Source organism: Plantactinospora sp. DSM 117369 (assembly GCF_053764795.1).
Window position 1 is genome coordinate 8,163,104 of sequence record NZ_CM132446.1, and the last position, 17,817, is coordinate 8,180,920.

Below are 17,817 nucleotides of genomic sequence, written 5' to 3' on the forward strand. Positions count from 1 at the left end.
ACCGTCTGCGCAACAACAGCACATCCGACAGGGGAGCGCACAGCGCTGAGAGTGCGGGTGACACACCCGCAGACCCTCGAACCTGATCTGGGTAATGCCAGCGCAGGGAGTTCGGTCGAGTCTCCAGCCGCGCCGCAGTCCGGGCCGTCCCGGGTTGCGGCGTGCGTCTTGCCTGGTGTGCCACGCGACTGGGAGGCACGCTCATGAGTCCGTCCACCACCACCAGATGGCGCACCGTCGACATCGTCGTCGCCTCGGTCATCGCGGTCGCGTTCGGGGTCATCTTCTGGGCCTGGAACCTGGTGTGGAGCGCCACCGAGGGTGCGTTCACGTTCTTCCCGCCGGCCCAGGCGGTCATCTACGGCATCTGGCTGGTCCCGGGAGTGCTCGGTGGCCTGGTGATCCGCAAGCCGGGCGCGGCACTGTACTGCGAGTTCCTCGCCGCCTTCGTCTCGGTGTTGCTGGGCAGCCAGTGGGGCACCGTCGCGATCCTGCAGGGGCTCGCCCAGGGCGTCGGCGCGGAGGCGGCGTTCCTCGCCGTCGGGTACCGCTCGTTCCGGCTGCCGGTGGCGATCGGCTCCGGCCTGCTGGCCGGTCTCGCCGCCGCGATCTTCGACCAGGTCCGCTACTACTCCGAGTACGACTTCGACTCGTTCCGGCTGCCGGTCTTCCTGTTCACCGTGCTCAGCTCGGCGGTGCTCGCCGGTGCCGGCGGCTGGGCGCTCACCCGGGCGCTGGCCCAGACCGGCGCGCTGGACCGGTTCCCGGCCGGCCGCGAGCGTACCGCCGTGTGAGCGGCGCGACCCGGTGGTGTCGTCGTGAGCGAGCGAACCAGCCAGCTCAGTGCCGATGAGCCTCATGACGGCCCGGAGCGCAGCGGAGGGGCGGCATGAGCGAGCGGAGCGAGCGAACCAGCCAGCTCAGTGCGGATGAGCCTCATGACGCCCCGGAGCGCAGCGGAGGGGCGGCATGAGTGAGGTACGACTGCGCGGCTTCGGCTGGCGGCACGCCGGCCGACGGGCCTGGGCGGTCCGCGACATCGACCTGCGGATCGGGCACGGCGAGCGGGTACTCCTGCTCGGCGCCTCCGGTGCCGGCAAGAGCACCCTGCTGGCGGCGCTGGCCGGGCTGCTCGCCGAGGACTCCGGCGAGCAGGAGGGCACCGTCGAGATCGACGGGCTCGATCCGCGCAAGGCCCGGGAGCGGGTCGGCATCGTCTTCCAGGACCCGCAGACGCAGCTCGTGATGGCCCGGGCCGGCGACGACGTGGCGTTCGGCCTGGAGAACCGAGGTGTTCCCCCCGAGGAGATCTGGCCCCGGGTCACCGAGGCGCTGGCCCGGGTCGGCTTCCCGTACGGCCTGGACCGGTCCACCGCCGCGCTCTCCGGCGGCGAGCAGCAGCGGCTCGCCCTGGCCGGGGTGCTGGCGCTGCGGCCCGGACTGCTGCTGCTCGACGAGCCGACCGCCAACCTGGACCCGGCCGGCGCGGCCCTGGTCCGGGGCGCGGTCCGGGCGGCGGTCGACAACGACACCACCCTGATCCTGGTCGAGCACCGGGTGTCGGAGGCGCTGCCGCTGGTCGACCGGGTGGTGGTGCTCGAACCGGGTGCCGGGGTACGGGCCGACGGCCGCCCGGCGGAGGTCTTCGCGGCGCACGGTGCGGCGCTGGCCGCCGCCGGGGTCTGGGTGCCGGGGCCGCCGCCGGCACCGCGCCGGGCCGCGACCGGCCCCGGTGACGTGTTGCTCACCGCCGACCGGCTCGGCCTGCCGCCCCGGCTGGCAAGCACCGACCTGCGGGTCCGCGCCGGCGAGGCGCTCGCCGTGCTCGGTCCCAACGGTGCCGGCAAGTCCACGCTGGCGCTGCTGCTCGGCGGGCTGCTCCGGCCCGGCACCGGCCGGCTGTCGGCTTCCCCGGCGCTGGCCGGCCGGCACGCCGGCACCGCACCGCACCGGTGGCGGGCGCCGGTGCTGGCCGGCCGGATCGGCTCGGTCTTCCAGGACCCGGAGCACCAGTTCGTCCGGAGCACGGTCTTCGAGGAGCTGGCGCTCGGGCCGCGCCGGACCGGCCAGCCCGAGGCGGTGGTCCGGTCGGTGGTGGACGAGCTGCTGGTCCGGCTCCGGCTGGACCGGTTGGCGGCGGCCAACCCGTACACCCTCTCCGGCGGCCAGGCGCGGCGGCTGAGCGTGGCGACGGCGCTGGCCACCGCGCCCCGGCTGCTGGTGCTGGACGAGCCGACCTTCGGCCAGGACCGGCGTACCTGGCTCGAACTGGTCGACCTGCTCGCCGGGCTGCGGGACGGCGGGCACGGCATCGTCACCGTCACCCACGACGCCGACTTCGTCGCCGCGCTGGCCGACCGGACGATCCGGCTCGGCGGCGACGGAGCCGGGCAGCCGGTGGATCGGGCCGGCACCGGATCGGCGGGGCGGGCCGGATGATCCCGTACCAGCCGATCGCCGCCCCCGACGCACCGCTGGCCCGGCGCAACCCGGTGGCCAAGGTCGCCGCCGCGCTGGTCGTCTCCGTCGCGCTGATCGCCACGGTGGACCCGGTGGCCCCGGCGGTGGCGATCGGGTTCGAGCTCGCCGTGGTGCCGCTCTTCGGCCTCCGGTACGCGGCACTGGCCCGGCGGGCCTGGCCACTGCTGCTCAGCGCGCTGGGCATCCTCTGCACCCTGGTGCTCTTCGCCGCCGAGCGGACCGGCAGCCTGCTGTGGCAGGCCGGGCCGGTGGAGGTCACCAGCGGAGTACTGGTCACCGCGCTGGGCATGGCGCTACGGGTGATCGCGGTGGCGCTGCCCGGGGTACTCGTCTTCGCCACCACCGATCCCACCGACCTGACCGACGCGCTGGTGCAGAACGTCAAGGCACCGCCCCGGTTCGCGATCGGGGCGCTGGCCGCGTTCCGGCTGGTGCCGCTGCTCGCGCTGGAGTGGCGGATGTTGAGCCTGGCCCGGCGGGCCCGGGGCATCGATGCCGGACGGAATCCGCTGACCCGGCTGCGGCTGTTCGGCTCGACCGCGTTCGCCCTGCTGGTCGGGGCGATACGCCGGGGTACCCGGCTGGCCACCGCGATGGACGCCCGCGGCTTCGACTCGGGCTCGCCGCGTACGTCGGCGCGCCGGCAGCGCTTCACCGGTGCCGACGCCGCCCTGGTCGTCGGCGCGGCGGCGCTGGCCGGCGGAGCACTCGCGGTCAGCGTCGCGCTCGGCACCTTCCGCCCACTGGTCGGCTGAGCGGCCGGCTTCGACGGCGCGGTGGCGGTCCGACGCCGCCATGCGCACAGTCAGTCCAGGGTGGCGATCTCGACGTTTCCGAAGGCGACCCGGTGGGACGGCTCCCGGCCCTGGTCGGAGGCGGGATCGGAAAAGATGCCCAGCACCACCCGGCCGGCCACCGGAGCAGTGTCCCGCGCCGAGCCGATCTGCCGGCCGTCCTGATAGAAGCGCAGCTCCTCGCCGTCGGCGACCACACCGACCCGGATCCGGCCGTCCGGCCGCCGATCCGGCGGGTACGGGAAGTCGCCGGTCTCGCTCGCCGTGTCGGACCCGTGCCGCATCAGGTGGTACCCGTCGGCACAGACCCGCAGCACGTAACCGCCCCGCGCGTCGGTGAACCGGAACCAGATCCCGGCGCAACTGCTCGGCTCGACCAGGGTCACGTCGACGTCCACCCGTACGTCGGCCCAGGTCTCCTGCGGCCCCGGGCACCGGTACGGGCCGTCGCTCTGCTTCGACACCACCAGCCCGCCGTCGAACTCGCACCCGACCCGGTGCCGCTCGTCCGTCCTCGGCAACCACCGGCCCGACCTGGTCAGCGGGTCGGCCACCACCACCCGGGCGGACGAAGGCGTCCCGGCGGACGGGCCGGCATCGGTCGGGGTGGAACCGGCCGGCGCGGTCGGGCCACCGATCGTGGCCCCCGGCCCCGCGTTGGCCAGCGGACCCGGAGGCGTTTGGCTGGCCGCTCCCCGGTCCCCGCCCCGCGGCAACACCCCGCTGGCGTAACCGACGCTGACCCCCGCGCCGAGCAGCCCGACCAGCGCGAACAGCGCGCTGGCGAGGATGCCCCACCGGCCACCTCCCCGGCGCCCCGGCCGGGCGGGCACCACCGGCTGTCCGGGCGGCGCCGGGCGGACCGTTCCGGCCGGTACCCCGGGCGCGACCGCGGCCGCCGGAGCCACCCCGGCGGTGACGGGTCGCGAGCCGCCCTGCCCGACCAGGCTGTCCGGCCTGCCGGCGGACCGGTCCGGGGTACCGGGCGGACTCGCCGTCGTGCCGGGCGGACTCGCCGTCGTGCCGGGCGGACTCGCCGTCGTCCCGATGGCCGTCCCGGTGGCCGGGCCTGCGACCAGCGCGGTCTCGGCCAGCGGGCGCTGGTCGGTGGCGGCCTGGGCCTGCTCGACCGCGGCCAGCAGGTCAGGTTGCCCGACCAGCGTCTCGGCGGCCTGACCGGTCCGGCCCGGTCCACCGGCCAGCAGCCATTCCAGCAGGTCACGGGCGGCCGGCCGGCGGTGCGGCTCCTTGGCCAGCGCCAGCTCGACCAGTTCGCGCAGGGGTCCGGTCAACCCGTCGAGATCGGGTTCCTCGGTCATGATCCGTACTGCGGTGGCGGCCGGGGTCCCGGCGGCGAACGGGGTGCGCCCGGTGCCGGCGTACGCCACCACGGCGCCCCAGGCGAAGACGTCCGCGGCCGGGGTGAGTACGCCCTTGGTCGCCGACTCGAACCGTTCCGGCGCCATGTACGCCACCGTGCCGATCACCTGGTCGGTCCGGGTCCCGGCGGCGGTGCCGTGCATCGCGCGGGCGATCCCGAAGTCGATCACCTTCGGGCTGCCCGGCGGCAGCAGCACGTTGCTCGGCTTGAGATCGCGGTGGATCACCCCGGCGCCGTGGATCGCGGTCAGCGCGGTCGCCATCCCGATCGCCAGCCCGTGGAGGTTGCCCGGGGTGAGCGGGCCACGGTCGGCGACCACGGTGGACAGGCTGGGGCCATCGACGTACTCGACGACCAGGTAGGGCGGGTCGTGGTCCGGATCGGCGTCGAGCACCTCGGCGGTGCAGAACGGTGGCACCTGGCGGGCCCGCTTCACCTCGCCCCGGAACCGGCGCCGGAACTCGGCGTCGTGCGCCAGGTCCGGCCGGATCACCTTGACCGCGACCGTACGCCCGCCGGACAGCCGCGCCAGGTAGACGGTGCCCATGCCGCCCTCGCCCAGCCGACCGACCAACTCACACGGGCCGAGTTGGCGTGGATCGGTGGGCCGGAGCGGTCGCGCCCCGGCAGCCTCGCCCGTCATCCCGACCTCCACCGCCCCGCAAACCAGCCACCCCCGTCGCCGGAAGTCGGGTAAGTATCACATTGGAGCAACTCCATCGGCAGGCCGGTCGGGAGTGGCCCGCCCGGTCGATCCGGTCCACCGGCCCACCCATGTCCGCGTCAGCATGTTTGCACAGGTGCCCTGAACAGGTCATCTGTTGTTTCCCGAGCCAGGCGAGATTAGGCCACCTGCACTGGATCGAGAAGAGAGAGCGACCTCATGGGCCACGGCCATCCGCACCACCACCACGAGCAGCACCACGGTCACGACCACGGCACCGGCGGTGAGCTGCCCGCCGCCGTGGACCTGGGCGTACCGGACGAGGAGCTGTCGCCCGCCGACCGCTCCCGGCGGGGTTTCCTGCGCAACGCGGGCCTGCTCGGCGCCGGTGCCGCCGCGACCGTACTGGCCACCCCCGAACTGGCCCACGCGCACGGCTCGCACGGCGACCAGGGCGGACCCGGCGGCGACCGGGACCGGCAGGGCGGCTTCCAGTGGCTCGCCGGTGACCACCACATCCACACGCAGTACAGCTCGGACGCCCAGTACCGGGTGATCGACCAGGCCCGGCACGCCCGGGCGTACGGGTTGGACTGGATGGTCGTCACCGACCACGGCAGCGTGGCGCACGCGAAGATCGGCGTGGAGAAGGTCAACCCGGACATCGTCGCCGCCCGGAGCCGGCTCAAGGACCTGCTGATCTACCAGGGCCTGGAGTGGAACATCCCGGCCGCCGAGCACGCCACCGTCTTCGTCGCGCCTGGGCGCAACGAGGTGGCGGTGCTGAAGGAGTTCGAGAACGCCTTCGACGGCAGCGTGAAGGGCGCGGGCGACTCGACCCCGGCGAACGAGGCGCTGGCGATCGCCGGCATCAAGTTCCTCGGCGAGGCGGTCCGGCGCCGCCGGGTCGAGGGTGCGCTCTTCCTCGCCAACCACCCGGCCCGGCGCGGCATCGACTCGCCGCACGAGGTGCGGGGCTGGCGCGACGCCGACCCCACCGTGGCGATCGGGATGGAGGGTGCCCCCGGGCACCAGGCCGCCGGCCTGCCGAGGTTGACCGCCGGCCGGGCCCGGGGCTACTACGACAACAACCCGTCCGCCGCGTCGTTCCCCGGCTACCCGCTGGAGAGCTACCGCACCTGGGGCGGCTTCGACTGGATGACCGCCACCGTCGGCGGGCTCTGGGACAGCCTGCTCGCCGAGGGCAAGCCGTGGTGGATCAGCGCCAACTCCGACTCGCACGTCAACTACCTGGACACCTCGCAGCGCGGGCCGGGCGGGAACTTCGACGCCGACGGCCGCTACCCGGACCCGGTGTACGGGCCGCTGCTGACCGAGGCCGGTGACTACTGGCCGGGCCAGTACAGCCGGACGCATGTCGGGGCGACCTCGTTCAGCTACCGCGCGGTGATGGACGGGCTGCGCTCCGGCCGGGTCTGGGTGGACCACGGCGGCCTGATCAGCGGTCTCGACGTACGCGCCCGGGTGGCCGGGGACCGCCGGAAGGACTCCGGCACCCCGCTCGGCGGAACGCTTCGGGTCCGGCGCGGAACCCCGGTGGAGCTGACCATCGAGATCGACCTGGCGAACACACCGAACTGGTCGCAGTTCGTGCCGGTACTGGCCCGGGTCGACGTGATCACGGGCCGGGTCACCGGCCCGGTGCGCGACCGTGACGCGTTCACCGCCCCGACCGCCAAGGTGGTGAAGTCGTACGAGGTCGGCAAGGGCACCGGACGGGTCTCGTTCACCTACTCGTTCGGCCGGGTCGACGAGCCGTTCTACGTCCGGCTGCGCGGCACCGACGGCAGGCGCAGCGCGCCCGGCCTGATGGGCGCCGCCGTGGACCCGCACGGACCGGCGATCGACGTGGTCGGGGCCGCCGACCCGTGGCAGGACCTGTGGTTCTACGCCAACCCGATCTGGGTGCTGCCGAGTTGACCGGCGGGCACCCCGGCGTCACCCGGGCCGGCTCCGACGCGGGGGCCGGCCCGGTGCTCGGACTCAGCCTGGGGCACCGGACCGACCGGGAGGCCGAACACTGGCTGCGCGAGTACGTTCGGCCGCTCGGCCGTCCCGATCTGGTCGCCTGCACGCACCTGACGGCCACGCCGTACCCGCACGTCACGATCAGTGTGCGGTTGCCCGGTGCGGCGCTGCCGGAGCTGCCGGTCACCGCGCCCGAGCTGCGGGAGGCGGCCGGGCACGGCGCCGCCGAGCACCTCGCCCGGCGGTCCGGCCGGGCGGTGCGCTATCCCGGTGTCGAGCTGCTCGTCGGCATCCTCACCGTCGCCGAGCTGATCGAGGTGAGCGCCATCGAGCGGGTGACCGTGCTCGGCGGCGGGGTGCCGGACCCGGACACTCCGGTCGAGACCCGGGACTTCGTCCGTCCACAGTGGTTGGACGGGCGGCTGACCCTGGTCACCACGCCGGTCGCGGGCAACCGGATCGGGCCCTTCGAGGTACCCGACCCGACTCCCTGCTGCGCGGACCACCGGTAACCGCCGGCCACCCGCCACCGGGGACGCGCAGCAGCCGGGCGGCCGGGGAGAACGGCCGGAGACGCCGGGCGCGATCCCCGGGTACCAGCCGGAGACGCCGGGCGGCGGGTACGCGTGGGGTCGGCAGGCGCCGGCCCCACGCGTACGGCGGCCCGGGAGCGGGTCGACTCGCGGGCCGGCTCAGCTACGCCGGAAGGCGTACCGGCGGGACGAACCGGCGCCCCGACCGCGTCCGACCCCGCCCGGACCGCCGTTGCGGATGATCGGACCGGCCTTCGGCGCCGCCGGTCGCTGGGGCGCCGGGGTGCCGTCACCCGGCAGCACGATCGGGGTACCGAGTTCGATGGACTCGTCGGCCGGCCGGCCGGTCCGGGTCGGGGAGCCGGATCCGGTGGAGCCGGTGGTCTTCCTGGACTTTCGTTTGGCAGGCATACGGTGTTCTCTCCTCCTGGTCGGGACCGCTCCGCTTGCACGGCGGCAGCAGCGCGGGATGGGGATCCCGGGAGTCCGTTCGCAGAGGTGTCACCGGCAGGTGACAGGTCGCCGGAGAGGGCGGAACGGTACGGACGCCCGGAGCGCTCACACCCGCGCCGCGCGGGACAGGCGGGCGGGTGGGCTCGGATGAAGGGGCATCAGTACCGCATGCCTGGACCATAACCCGGGCGGTCCCCTGGGCGCACCCGTTTTCCGGGTCGAAGTCGCGCCAGGTTCACCGCGCCGGCGGTCAGCCGTGCGCCGGCCCGGGCGCGACCGGGTTGGGCAGGGCGCCGCCGAACCGGCGGTCCCGCTGGGCGTACAGCTCGCAGGCGTACCAGAGGTGGCGGCGGTCGAAGTCCGGCCAGAGGGTGTCCAGGTAGACCAGTTCGGCGTACGCGCTCTGCCAGAGCAGGAAGTTGGAGATGCGCTGTTCGCCGGAGGGGCGGAGGAACATGTCGACCGGCGGCACCTCGGGGTGGTAGAGGTACCGCGAGATCATCTTCTCGTTGACCTTGTTCGGGTCGACCTTGCCGGCCGCGACGTCCCGGGCGATCGCGGCGGCGGCGTCGGCGATCTCGGCCTGCCCACCGTAGTTGACGCAGAACTGGAGGGTCAGCGTCGAGTTGCCCCGGGACATCTCCTCGGCCGTCTGCAACTCCGAGATCACGCTCTTCCAGAGCCGACCGGCCCGGCCGGACCAGACCACCCGGACCCCGAGGTCCACCAACTGGTCCCGGCGGCGCCGGATGACCTCCCGGTTGAAGCCCATCAGGAAGCGCACCTCGTCCGGCGAGCGGCGCCAGTTCTCCGTCGAGAAGGCGTACGCCGAGAGGTACGGGATGCCGAGCTCGATCGCGCCCTCGATGGTGTCGAAGAGGGAGTACTCGCCCTGCTCGTGACCCTTGGTCCGGGGCAGTCCACGCTGCTTGGCCCAGCGCCCGTTGCCGTCCATCACCACCGCCACGTGCTTGGGCAGCGCCTCGACCGGCAGCGCCGGGGGCCGCGCCCCGGACGGATGCGGGTTCGGCGGCACCGGCTTCCGACGGGCTCGGTTGGTCATCGCTCGGATCACTGTGCTTCCTTCGCTACGTCCGCCGGGTCGGGGCGCGGGGCGTGTCGCGCCCGTTCCGTACGCTCGCCGGTCGAGCCCCTGTCGACCAGCGGCAACGAGCGTAACCCCCGCTCCAGATGCCATTGCAGGTGTGCCGCCACCAGCCCGCTGCACTCCCGGCGGTGCGGCGAGGAGGCGGCGTCCGCCGTCGGCCAGTCCCCGGAGGCGAGCGCGGCCATCAGGTCGAGGGTGGCCGGCGCCGGATGGGCGGCGCCGGGCGGTCGGCAGTCCGGGCAGACACACCCCCCGGCGGGTACGGAGAACGCGCCGTGCCGGCCCGGCGTACCGCAGACGGCGCAGGCGACCAGTGCGGGCGCCCAGCCGGCCAGCCCCATCCCGCGCAGCAGGTACGCGTCCAGCACCAGGGTGCTGGCGTGCTCCCCGTCGGCCAGCGCACGCAGCCCGCCCAGGGTGAGCTGGAACAGCCGCAGCGACGGCTCCCGCTCGACCGGGGTGAGCCGCTCCGCCGTCTCGGCGATCGCACTCGCCGCCGTGTAGCGGGGATAGTCGGCGACGAACGCCTTGCCGTAGAGCCGGATCCCCTCCACCTGGCTGATCGAGTGCAGCGAGCTGCCCTGCTCGCCCTTTGGGTCGCCGGCGATCTGGAGGTCGATGTGGCCGAACGGCTCCAGCCGGGCACCGAACCGCGAGGTGGTCCGGCGTACCCCCCGGGCGACCGCCCGCAGCCGACCGTGCCGGCGGGTCAGCAGGGTGATGATCCGGTCGGACTCGCCGAGTTTCTGGACGCGCAGCACCACCGCGTCGTCGCGGTAGAGCTGTCGGCGGTACCCGGGCACCCGCCCATTGTTCCCTGCCGGCGCATCCGGCCGGGCGCCCGGTCCGGGGCCGTCCAGGTCCGGGCGACCGTTCCCCGATCGGCGACCCTGAGACCGTTCTCAGGGTCGGCATCGGGGTGGGTCGGTGGCGGACCCGGATGTCCGGCGAGCCGCCGCGGCCATAGCCTTCGGCCATGCTCGTTTCCCGGACCACCGCCCTGACCGGTGGGCTCGCCCTGGTCGCCCTGATCGCCCTGGCCGGCTGCGACGGCCTCGCCGAACAGCGCCTCACCTACGACCGCACCGAGGACGTGAAGATCACCGAGATCGAGATTTCCCCCGGCGCCGGAGACGTGGTGGTACGCACCGGAGCCGTGCAGAACGTCCGGATCGAACGGGTGGTGCAGTACCGCGGCCCCGAACCGAACGACGCCACCTACCGGATCGAGGGCACGAAGCTCATCCTGGACACCGACTGCGGCCGGCACTGCGGGGTGTCGTACGACGTCCTCGCCCCGGCCGGCGTCGCGCTGCGCGGCGAGAACGGCTCCGGAGACGTCACCCTGACCGCGCTGGCCGAGGTGGACCTCAAGGTCGGCTCCGGCGACATCTCGGTGACCGATGCCAGCGGCTCGGTACGCGTCGAGACCGGCTCCGGGGACGTCACCCTCAACCGGGTGCCCGGCACCGTCTCGGCGCGGGCCGGCTCGGGGTCGATCGAGGGACGCTCGCTGGGCGCCGGAAAGGTGGCCGCCCAGACGGGTTCCGGCGACATCTCGCTGACCCTCACCGCCGCCGGCTCGGTCCAGGCCAGCGCGTCGAGCGGCTCGATCGACCTGACCGTCCCGGCCGGCGGCTACCAGGTGACCGCACACGCCGACTCGGGCAGCACCGACGTGCAGGTGCCGAACGACCCGGCCGCGACGTCCGTGCTCGACGTGCAGACCGGCAGCGGCAGCATCACCGTCCGATCGAGCTGAGGCCGGCGGGCTCGCCGGCCGGCGTACTCCGTGCGGGGTCCGCCGAGACCGGCGGTGCGGCGACGCCGGCCGGCGGTCCAGCCGGTGGCGCGGCGACGCCGGCCGGCGCCCGGGCGGTGCCGCCGGGCAGCAGGCACGGCGGGCGCCGGGCCGCCAGGTCCTCGACCCAGCCGAAGAGCGCGACCGCGACCGCCACCAGCACCGCGACGGCGGCCAGCCGGGCCGCCAGGCCCAGCGCGGAGGAATGGGCCAGCCCCAGCCCGGAGAGCAGTTCGTTGAGGGCGATCACGAGGGGCATGTGCCAGAGATAGACGGTCAGCGCCCGGCTGTTCAGCACGGTCACCGCCCGGTCGAGCAGCGCCCAGCGGTCGACCCAGGCGACGGCCGAGGGGGCCAGTCCGAAGACCAGCAGCACGAAGGCGACGGACCAGAGCGCGTTGCCCAGCGGTACGTCGTTCAGGTCGTAGCCGCGCGGCCCCTGGTGGGTGAGGATCCAGCCGAGGCCGGCCGCGCCGACCGGTACCGCGATCGCCACCAGCAACCGGCGGGGGATCCGCCGCAGCAGCCCGTCGTGCTGGGCGAAACCGAGCAGCCAGGCCCCGTAGTAGAGCCCGAAGTCGCGGAGCAGTCCCGGCGCGTCCGGATAGCCGAACTCGACGACTCCGAGCAGCAGGTACGGCGCGAGCAGCGTCGGCACCGGCCAGCGCCGGAACAGCCAGCGGGCCAGCGGCGAGACTGCGACGAACCACAGGTAGTCGCGCAGATACCAGACCACGCTCAGGGCCAGCGCGCCCCAGGAGTTGGCCGGCGGGTCGGCCAGCGGCACCACCCAGAACACCAGCCGCCAGGACGGCGCGAGTCCGGTGAGCAGCATGGCGGGTACGAAGAGCAGCGCCAGCAGCCAGAGCGACGGCAGGAGTCGACGCAGCCGACGGCCGACGGCGGCCGGGCCCCAACGGTCGAGAGAGTTGGCCATCAACGCCCCGGCCAGCGCGAACATCACCGACATGGCCGGGAACGCCAGGGTGAGGAAGGCCCAACCGGTGACGTGGTAGACGACGACACGGACGATGGCAAGACAGCGGAGCAGGTCGTAATACCGGTTTCGCATCAGCCTGACTTGGTCGACGGGAGCAGGGGCAGGTGCCTTCCTACCCCGCATCCCCGCCGCCGCAACGGATTCCGGAAAGGTGGTGAGATGAATCTTCCGGAAATTGGCGGCGAATAGCCCGGACCCGCCGTCGGGTACGCCTACCGGATCAAACGCCCAACCTCCGGCGTACCTGCTCCCGGAGCCCCTCCGGGGCCTCCTCGACGGCCAGCAGCCGGGGCAGCAGTTCCGGTTCGGACATCCAGGCCCGGAACCCCTCGGCGACGGTCACCCCGTGCTCCGGCCGGTGCAGCACCGTCACCTCGTCACCGGCCCGCACCTGGCCCGGCTGCACCACCCGGAGGTACGCCCCCGGCCGGGCCGCCCGGGTGAACTGCTTCAGCCACTGCGGCACCCCGATCTTGAGCTGGAAGGTGGCGCACGGGATCCGGCCGAAGGTGGTCTGCAGGACCAGCTCGGCACCGATCCGCCACTGCTCGCCGAGGACCGCGCCGTTCACGTCGAGCCCGACCGTGGTGAGATTCTCCCCGAAGAGCCCACCGGGCAGCGGACGCCCCAGCTGCGCCTCCCACCAGTCGTAGTCCTCCCGGGCGTACGCGTACACCGCCTGGTCGTCGCCGCCATGGTGCGCCACGTCGAAGATCTGGTCACCGACCAGGCCACTGCCCAGCCCGACGGTCTTCGGTCCGGGCGCCCGGACCAGCACGGGCCCGTCCACCGGACGCTTGTTGATGCCGGTGGTGCCGACCGCCTTGGCGCTGTTCGGTTCGGGCACGGCCAGGTTGACCGAGAGGATTTTCCCCATAGGTCCGCACCCTACCCAGTCCCGTCCTTCGACAGACACCGATTTCACCCGCCGGCCGGGGCCCTCCAGACCTCAGCGCCGCTCGCCGAGCGGGTAGCCGCAGAACTGGGCGCCGATCAGACCGGCGGTGGCGGCTTCGCCGTCGAGCGGGCGTGCCCGGTCGGCGTAGTGCTCGGCGTCGTCCTCGGGCTCGTACCCGATCTCCTGCCCCTCGGCCAGCGACCACCAGCGGCGACTGTTCCGGCTGATCCCCCAGAGCAGCCGGAAGCCGGTCGCGTCCGCCCGCAGGCAGGCGTCGACCAGCCGGGCACAGTCGTCCGGGGAGATCCAGTTCTCCAGCCCGCTCACCCCGGGCGGCTCGGGGAAGCAGGCGCCGAGCCGCAGTGCGAAGACGGTGATGCCGAAGCGGTCCGCGTAGAGGCTGCCGAGCGACTCGACGGCCGCCTTGGACCAGCCGTAGTAGGTGTCCGGGCGGGGCGGCACCGCCGCCGGCACCCCGTCCGGCCCGGTCGGTGCCGGTACGCCGGCCGGCTCCGGGCTGCTGCCGGCCCGGCGGTACCAGCCGGCCGCATGGATCGACGAGGCGAGTACCACCCGGGGTATCTGCGCCGTGCGGGCCGCCTCCAGGACGCTCCTGGTGCCCGCCACGTTCACCCGGAGCAGTTCGGCGAAGGTGTCCTCGCCGGGAATCGCGGCCAGGTGCAGTACGGCGTCGACCCCGGAACAGGCCGCCGCCAGCGCTGCCGGGTCGAAGATGTCGGCACGGACGATCTCCACCGGTTCGCCGGGCGCCGCCGGCGGCTGGTCGGCGACGTCGAGCAGCCGCAGGATCCGCTCCGGGCCGGCCAGCCGGGGCCGGAGCAGCCGCCCGACCCGCCCGGCCGAGCCGGTGACCAGTAGCCGTGCCGGCATCCGCGCCTCCCCTCCCCGGGTCGATCGGCGGGCGGGCTCAGAAGCCGAGCTTGCGGAGCTGCTTCGGATCCCGCTGCCAGTCCTTGGCGACCCGGACGTGCAGGTCGAGGTAGACCCGGGTGCCGAGCAGTTCCTCGATCTGCTGCCGGGCCCGGATGCCGACCTCCTTGAGCCGGCTGGCCCTGGCCCCGATCACGATCGCCTTCTGGCTGGAGCGTTCCACGTAGACGTCGGCGTAGATCTTCATCAACCGGTCCTCGGGGATCATCTCCTCGACCACCACCGCGATCGAGTGCGGCAGCTCGTCCCGGACCCCCTCCAGGGCCGCCTCCCGGATCAGCTCGGCGACCAGGATCTGCTCCGGCTCGTCGGTAAGCATGTCGTCGGGATAGAGCTGCGGCGACGACGGCAGATAGCGGGTCATCACGTCGACCAGGGTGTCCACCTGGTGGCCGGAGACCGCGCTGACCGGTACCACCTCGGCGAAGTCGCCCAGCTCGCTGACCGCGAGCAACTGCTCGGCCAGCCGCTTCCGGTCCACCAGGTCGGTCTTGGTCACCACCGCCAGCACCGTGGCCTTCAGCTCGGCCAGCTCGCCGGTGATGAACCGGTCGCCCCGGCCGATCGGCTCGTCCGCCGGGATGCAGAGGCCGATCACGTCGACCTCGCTCCAGGTCTGCCGGACCAGGTCGTTGAGGCGCTCGCCGAGCAGCGTACGCGGCCGGTGCAGCCCCGGGGTGTCGACCAGGACGAGCTGCGAGTCGGGCCGGTGCAGTACGGCCCGGATCACGTGCCGGGTGGTCTGCGGCTTGTTGGAGGTGATCGCGATCTTCTGCCCGACGATCGCGTTGGTCAGCGTCGACTTGCCGGCGTTCGGCCGCCCGACGAAGCAGGCGAACCCGGCCCGGTAACCGGCCGCCTCGCGGGTCGACCGCTGGCCGGCCGCCTCGCCGGTCGACCGCTGGCCGGTCGATCGCTGGCGGGTCGACCGGTTGCCGGAGTCTGCTGCGGTCACTCCAGCACCGTGCCGAGCAGGGTGCCGTCCGGGGCGGCGACGTGGATCGGGGCGTCAGCGGCGAGGTCGCGGACGGCGGCGTGCCCGGCGCCGTCCAGCGTCGACGCCTCGGTCACCACCGCACCGGCCTCCAGCCGGGTGGCCCCGGCGGCGACCGCCGAGGCGACCGCGAGCTGCAACGCGGTGATGGTCAGCGAGGGCAGCGAGACGCTGGCGGCGGCGTACGTCCGGCCGTCCTGGTCGCGTACTGCCGCGCCCTCCACCGCGCCGATCCGGCCCCGGGCACCCCGGGCCAGGACCACCAGCTTGGTGTCCTCGGCGGTCAGCTCGACCGTCGCCGACGGGGTGTGCCCGCCGACCGGGGCGGTCGGCACGGCGGACGGCTCAGGCATCAGCGGGTTGCCTCTCCTCGGCCCGGGAGTACTGCTCCCGGGTGCTCTGTCCGCCCCGGACCTCGGGGTCGGTAACGGTCTGCTCCGGCTCGTCGGCGGCGGTGAGCCGGCGGACCAGTACGGAGTCGATGTGGTTGCGCCGGCCGGTGGTGCCCTCGGCGATCAGCCGCAGCCCGCCCACGTCGGCCGAGGCGCCGGGCAGCGGCACCCGGCCGAGGGCCTGGGCGAGCAGCCCGCCGACCGTCTCCACCTCGTCGGTCGGCAGCTCGACGTCGAACAGCTCACCGAGGTCCTCCACCGGCAGCCGGGCGGTGACCCGCACCTGGCCGTCGTCGAGGTGCTCGACCGGCGGGCGCTCGACATCGTACTCGTCGGTGATCTCGCCGACGATCTCCTCCAGGATGTCCTCGATGGTGACCAGCCCGCCGGTGCCGCCGTACTCGTCGACGACGATCACCATGTGGGTACGGGCGGCCTGCATCTCGGAGAGCAGGTCGTCGACCGGCTTCGACTCGGGCACGAAGGTGGCGGTGCGCATCACCTCGGAGACCGGCCGCCCGGCGGCGGCGGGGTCGTCGCCCTGGGTCTGCCGGATCACGTCTTTGAGATAGAGCACCCCGAGCACGTCGTCCACGCTGTCCCCGATCACCGGGATCCGGGAGAAGCCGGAGCGGAGGAAGAGCACCAGCGCCTGCGGCAGCTTCTTGTGCGCCTCGATCCAGACCATCTCGGTACGCGGCACCATCACCTCGCGGACGATGGTGTCGCCGAGCGCGAAGACGGAGTGGATCATCTGCCGTTCGCCGTGCTCCACGACGCCGCGCTGCTCGGCGAGGTCGACCAGCTCACGCAGCTCGACCTGGGTGGCGAACGGGCCCTCCCGGAAGCCACGCCCCGGGGTGACCGCGTTGCCGATCAGGATCAGCAGCGAGGCGAGCGGGTTCAGCACCCGGCCCAGCCAGCGGACCAGCGGCGCGGTGACCCGGCCGACGGTGTAGGCGTGCTGCCGGCCGATGGTGCGCGGCGCCACGCCGACCACCACGAAGCTGACCACGGTCATCGCGCCCGCGGTGACCAGGGCGGCGGTCCAGCCGGCGCCGAAGGTGTCCACCGCGACCAGCGCGACCAGGACGGTCGCGGTCAGTTCGCAGAGCAGCCGGAGCAACAGCAGCAGGTTGATGTGCCGGACCGCGTCGGCGGCGACGACCTGGAGGGTACGCGCGCCGCGTACGCCGTCCCGGGCCAGCTCGCCAGCCTGGGCCGGGGAGACGGCGCCGAGCGCGGCGTCGGCCATCGCGAAGATCCCGGCGAGCACCACCAGACCGGCGGCGAAGAACAGCAACTGGAGATCGGGCAGGCCACCCGGGGTGCTGGCGGACGACGCCAGCAACGCGGGCAGCGCGGCTAAATGGTCAGGCATCACTGGGTCCGGGTCGCGCGCCAGCTATCCAGGAGCCGCGCCTGTAGCGCGAACATCTCCCGTTCCTCCTCCGGTTCGGCGTGGTCGTAGCCGAGCAGGTGCAGTACGCCGTGCACGGTCAGCAGGTGCAGCTCGTCGGCGGCCGAGTGCCCGGCGGTGGCGGCCTGCTTGGCGGCGACCTCCGGGCAGAGCACGATGTCGCCGAGGAGCGCCGGCTCACCGCCGTTGACCTCGCCGGGCCCGTGGTCGACGCTGCCCTCGTCCATCGGGAAGGCGAGTACGTCGGTCGGGCCGTCGCCACCCATCCAGCGGTGGTTCAGCTCGGTCATGTAGTCGACGTCGACGAGCAGCACCGACAGCTCGGCGAGGGAGTTCACTCCCATCTCGTCGAGGGCGTGCCGGGCCACGGCGAGCACGGCGTCGGTGTCGACGGCGCTCCCCGACTCGTTGGCGATCTCGATGGACAACTGGTTCCCCTGATGGACTGTGGAAAGCTGCGGTGACTGCACTGTCGGACGGACTAGCGGCGCCGGCTGGCCCGGCCGCCGTGCGCGGTCCGCCCCGGTACGGCGTGCACGCCCTGGCCCTGCTGCTGGGACTCCCGCTCGGCGTCCCAGCGGGCGTACGCGTCCACGATGTCACTGACCAGCCGGTGCCGCACGACGTCGGAGCTGGAGAGTTGGGAGAAGTGCACGTCCTCCACGCCCTCCAGGATGTCCCGGACGGCGCGCAGGCCGCTGGTCGTACCGCCGGGCAGGTCGACCTGGGTCACGTCACCGGTCACCACGATCTTGGAGCCGAAGCCCAGCCGGGTGAGGAACATCTTCATCTGCTCGGGCGTGGTGTTCTGTGCCTCGTCCAGGATGATGAACGCGTCGTTGAGCGTGTTGTGCGTGACCAGGAAGTGGTCGGTGACGTACAGCGAGTCCTCCGCCGCGACCTGGATGCACATCGTCTCCTGCACGCCAGCGGGGAGGATCGAGTCGATGAAGCGCAT

Annotated in this window: 18 protein-coding genes and 1 riboswitch; of the genes, 6 read left to right on the forward strand and 12 right to left on the reverse strand. The window is 73.5% G+C overall.

The genetic code is table 11. From position 1 onward, the window contains the following. Nucleotides 1-19 precede the first annotated feature (19 nt). A riboswitch (TPP riboswitch) is annotated at nucleotides 20-127 on the forward strand. A 76-nt stretch (nucleotides 128-203) separates the two neighbouring features. From ACSMXO_RS34810 to ACSMXO_RS34820, 3 genes are all read left to right on the forward strand, one after another. Then, nucleotides 204-794: an ECF transporter S component gene (locus ACSMXO_RS34810; RefSeq protein WP_346260616.1), complete on the forward strand. Its 591-nt coding sequence runs from the start codon at nucleotides 204-206 to the stop codon at nucleotides 792-794. Between the two features lie 175 nt (nucleotides 795-969). Beyond that, the gene (locus ACSMXO_RS34815) at nucleotides 970-2,439 is read left to right on the forward strand and encodes an ABC transporter ATP-binding protein (RefSeq protein ID WP_455415302.1); all 1,470 of its coding nucleotides are present in this window, start codon (nucleotides 970-972) and stop codon (nucleotides 2,437-2,439) included. Continuing rightward, nucleotides 2,436-3,236 (forward strand): energy-coupling factor transporter transmembrane component T family protein, encoded by an 801-nt coding sequence (locus ACSMXO_RS34820; protein ID WP_346260614.1) that lies wholly within the window; start codon nucleotides 2,436-2,438, stop codon nucleotides 3,234-3,236. The genes ACSMXO_RS34815 and ACSMXO_RS34820 overlap by 4 nt, the downstream gene beginning before the upstream one ends. 50 nt (nucleotides 3,237-3,286) lie before the next feature. Here ACSMXO_RS34820 and ACSMXO_RS34825 read toward each other — a convergent pair whose 3' ends face one another. Then, a complete protein-coding gene (locus ACSMXO_RS34825) occupies nucleotides 3,287-5,299 on the reverse strand; it encodes a serine/threonine protein kinase (protein WP_455415303.1) in 2,013 nt (670 codons plus the stop codon). A gap of 240 nt (nucleotides 5,300-5,539) precedes the next feature. Here ACSMXO_RS34825 and ACSMXO_RS34830 point away from each other — a divergent pair, with 240 nt between their 5' ends. Together ACSMXO_RS34830 and ACSMXO_RS34835 are read left to right on the forward strand one after the other, a co-directional pair. Continuing rightward, entirely contained in the window at nucleotides 5,540-7,261 is a 1,722-nt protein-coding gene (locus ACSMXO_RS34830; protein WP_346260612.1) for a PHP domain-containing protein, read from the forward strand. Then, complete coding sequence (locus ACSMXO_RS34835; protein WP_455415304.1) at nucleotides 7,258-7,821, forward strand: hypothetical protein; 564 nt, start codon at nucleotides 7,258-7,260, stop codon at nucleotides 7,819-7,821. Before ACSMXO_RS34830 ends, ACSMXO_RS34835 begins: the two co-directional genes overlap by 4 nt. A 180-nt stretch (nucleotides 7,822-8,001) precedes the next feature. On the opposite strand, the gene ACSMXO_RS34840 is transcribed toward ACSMXO_RS34835, so the two are convergent. The 3 genes from ACSMXO_RS34840 to recO form a co-directional block, all read right to left on the reverse strand. Further along, nucleotides 8,002-8,253, reverse strand: coding sequence for a hypothetical protein (locus tag ACSMXO_RS34840; protein WP_346260610.1), 252 nt, complete (start codon nucleotides 8,251-8,253; stop codon nucleotides 8,002-8,004). Between the two features lie 292 nt (nucleotides 8,254-8,545). Beyond that, nucleotides 8,546-9,358 carry an isoprenyl transferase gene (locus ACSMXO_RS34845; protein ID WP_346260609.1) on the reverse strand — a complete coding sequence of 271 codons (813 nt, stop codon included), beginning with the start codon at nucleotides 9,356-9,358 and terminating at the stop codon, nucleotides 8,546-8,548. An 8-nt stretch (nucleotides 9,359-9,366) separates the two neighbouring features. Beyond that, nucleotides 9,367-10,206, reverse strand: a complete 840-nt coding sequence (gene recO, locus ACSMXO_RS34850; RefSeq protein ID WP_346260608.1) for a DNA repair protein RecO — start codon at nucleotides 10,204-10,206, stop codon at nucleotides 9,367-9,369. Between the two features lie 173 nt (nucleotides 10,207-10,379). Between recO and ACSMXO_RS34855 the strand changes: the two genes are divergently transcribed. After that, nucleotides 10,380-11,165 carry a DUF4097 family beta strand repeat-containing protein gene (locus ACSMXO_RS34855; RefSeq protein ID WP_455415305.1) on the forward strand — a complete coding sequence of 262 codons (786 nt, stop codon included), beginning with the start codon at nucleotides 10,380-10,382 and terminating at the stop codon, nucleotides 11,163-11,165. Here ACSMXO_RS34855 and ACSMXO_RS34860 read toward each other — a convergent pair. The 8 genes from ACSMXO_RS34860 to ACSMXO_RS34895 form a co-directional block, all read right to left on the reverse strand. Continuing rightward, the gene (locus ACSMXO_RS34860) at nucleotides 11,146-12,276 is read right to left on the reverse strand and encodes an acyltransferase family protein (RefSeq protein ID WP_455415306.1); all 1,131 of its coding nucleotides are present in this window, start codon (nucleotides 12,274-12,276) and stop codon (nucleotides 11,146-11,148) included. The two genes, ACSMXO_RS34855 and ACSMXO_RS34860, sit on opposite strands and share 20 nt — an antisense overlap. 148 nt (nucleotides 12,277-12,424) lie before the next feature. Then, nucleotides 12,425-13,081 (reverse strand): MOSC domain-containing protein, encoded by a 657-nt coding sequence (locus tag ACSMXO_RS34865; protein WP_455415307.1) that lies wholly within the window; start codon nucleotides 13,079-13,081, stop codon nucleotides 12,425-12,427. A gap of 72 nt (nucleotides 13,082-13,153) precedes the next feature. Further along, the gene (locus tag ACSMXO_RS34870) at nucleotides 13,154-13,993 is read right to left on the reverse strand and encodes an NAD-dependent epimerase/dehydratase family protein (protein ID WP_346260604.1); all 840 of its coding nucleotides are present in this window, start codon (nucleotides 13,991-13,993) and stop codon (nucleotides 13,154-13,156) included. Between the two features lie 37 nt (nucleotides 13,994-14,030). Next, nucleotides 14,031-15,008 (reverse strand): GTPase Era, encoded by a 978-nt coding sequence (gene era, locus ACSMXO_RS34875; protein WP_346260603.1) that lies wholly within the window; start codon nucleotides 15,006-15,008, stop codon nucleotides 14,031-14,033. Continuing rightward, a complete protein-coding gene (locus ACSMXO_RS34880; protein WP_346260602.1) occupies nucleotides 15,005-15,400 on the reverse strand; it encodes a cytidine deaminase in 396 nt (131 codons plus the stop codon). Before ACSMXO_RS34880 ends, era begins: the two co-directional genes overlap by 4 nt. Then, nucleotides 15,393-16,820 (reverse strand): hemolysin family protein, encoded by a 1,428-nt coding sequence (locus tag ACSMXO_RS34885; RefSeq protein WP_455415308.1) that lies wholly within the window; start codon nucleotides 16,818-16,820, stop codon nucleotides 15,393-15,395. The genes ACSMXO_RS34880 and ACSMXO_RS34885 overlap by 8 nt, the downstream gene beginning before the upstream one ends. Then, on the reverse strand, nucleotides 16,820-17,287 hold the full coding sequence (gene ybeY, locus ACSMXO_RS34890; protein WP_101367540.1) for an rRNA maturation RNase YbeY: 468 nt from the start codon (nucleotides 17,285-17,287) through the stop codon (nucleotides 16,820-16,822). Before ybeY ends, ACSMXO_RS34885 begins: the two co-directional genes overlap by 1 nt. A gap of 53 nt (nucleotides 17,288-17,340) precedes the next feature. Beyond that, complete coding sequence (locus ACSMXO_RS34895) at nucleotides 17,341-17,817, reverse strand: PhoH family protein (protein ID WP_455419380.1); 477 nt, start codon at nucleotides 17,815-17,817, stop codon at nucleotides 17,341-17,343.

What these genes read in the sequence shown, in the direction of transcription:
- ACSMXO_RS34810 (WP_346260616.1), top strand. Translation starts at nt 204, where the DNA reads ATGAGTCCGTCCACCACCACCAGATGGCGCACCGTCGACATCGTCGTC.
- ACSMXO_RS34815 (WP_455415302.1), top strand. Translation starts at nt 970, where the DNA reads ATGAGTGAGGTACGACTGCGCGGCTTCGGCTGGCGGCACGCCGGCCGA.
- ACSMXO_RS34820 (WP_346260614.1), top strand. Translation starts at nt 2,436, where the DNA reads ATGATCCCGTACCAGCCGATCGCCGCCCCCGACGCACCGCTGGCCCGG.
- ACSMXO_RS34825 (WP_455415303.1), bottom strand. Translation starts at nt 5,299, where the DNA reads ATGACGGGCGAGGCTGCCGGGGCGCGACCGCTCCGGCCCACCGATCCA.
- ACSMXO_RS34830 (WP_346260612.1), top strand. Translation starts at nt 5,540, where the DNA reads ATGGGCCACGGCCATCCGCACCACCACCACGAGCAGCACCACGGTCAC.
- ACSMXO_RS34840 (WP_346260610.1), bottom strand. Translation starts at nt 8,253, where the DNA reads ATGCCTGCCAAACGAAAGTCCAGGAAGACCACCGGCTCCACCGGATCC.
- ACSMXO_RS34845 (WP_346260609.1), bottom strand. Translation starts at nt 9,358, where the DNA reads ATGACCAACCGAGCCCGTCGGAAGCCGGTGCCGCCGAACCCGCATCCG.
- ACSMXO_RS34855 (WP_455415305.1), top strand. Translation starts at nt 10,380, where the DNA reads ATGCTCGTTTCCCGGACCACCGCCCTGACCGGTGGGCTCGCCCTGGTC.
- ACSMXO_RS34860 (WP_455415306.1), bottom strand. Translation starts at nt 12,276, where the DNA reads ATGCGAAACCGGTATTACGACCTGCTCCGCTGTCTTGCCATCGTCCGT.
- ACSMXO_RS34865 (WP_455415307.1), bottom strand. Translation starts at nt 13,081, where the DNA reads ATGGGGAAAATCCTCTCGGTCAACCTGGCCGTGCCCGAACCGAACAGC.
- ACSMXO_RS34870 (WP_346260604.1), bottom strand. Translation starts at nt 13,993, where the DNA reads ATGCCGGCACGGCTACTGGTCACCGGCTCGGCCGGGCGGGTCGGGCGG.
- ACSMXO_RS34880 (WP_346260602.1), bottom strand. Translation starts at nt 15,400, where the DNA reads ATGCCTGAGCCGTCCGCCGTGCCGACCGCCCCGGTCGGCGGGCACACC.
- ACSMXO_RS34885 (WP_455415308.1), bottom strand. Translation starts at nt 16,820, where the DNA reads ATGCCTGACCATTTAGCCGCGCTGCCCGCGTTGCTGGCGTCGTCCGCC.
- ACSMXO_RS34895 (WP_455419380.1), bottom strand. Translation starts at nt 17,817, where the DNA reads ATGCGCTTCATCGACTCGATCCTCCCCGCTGGCGTGCAGGAGACGATG.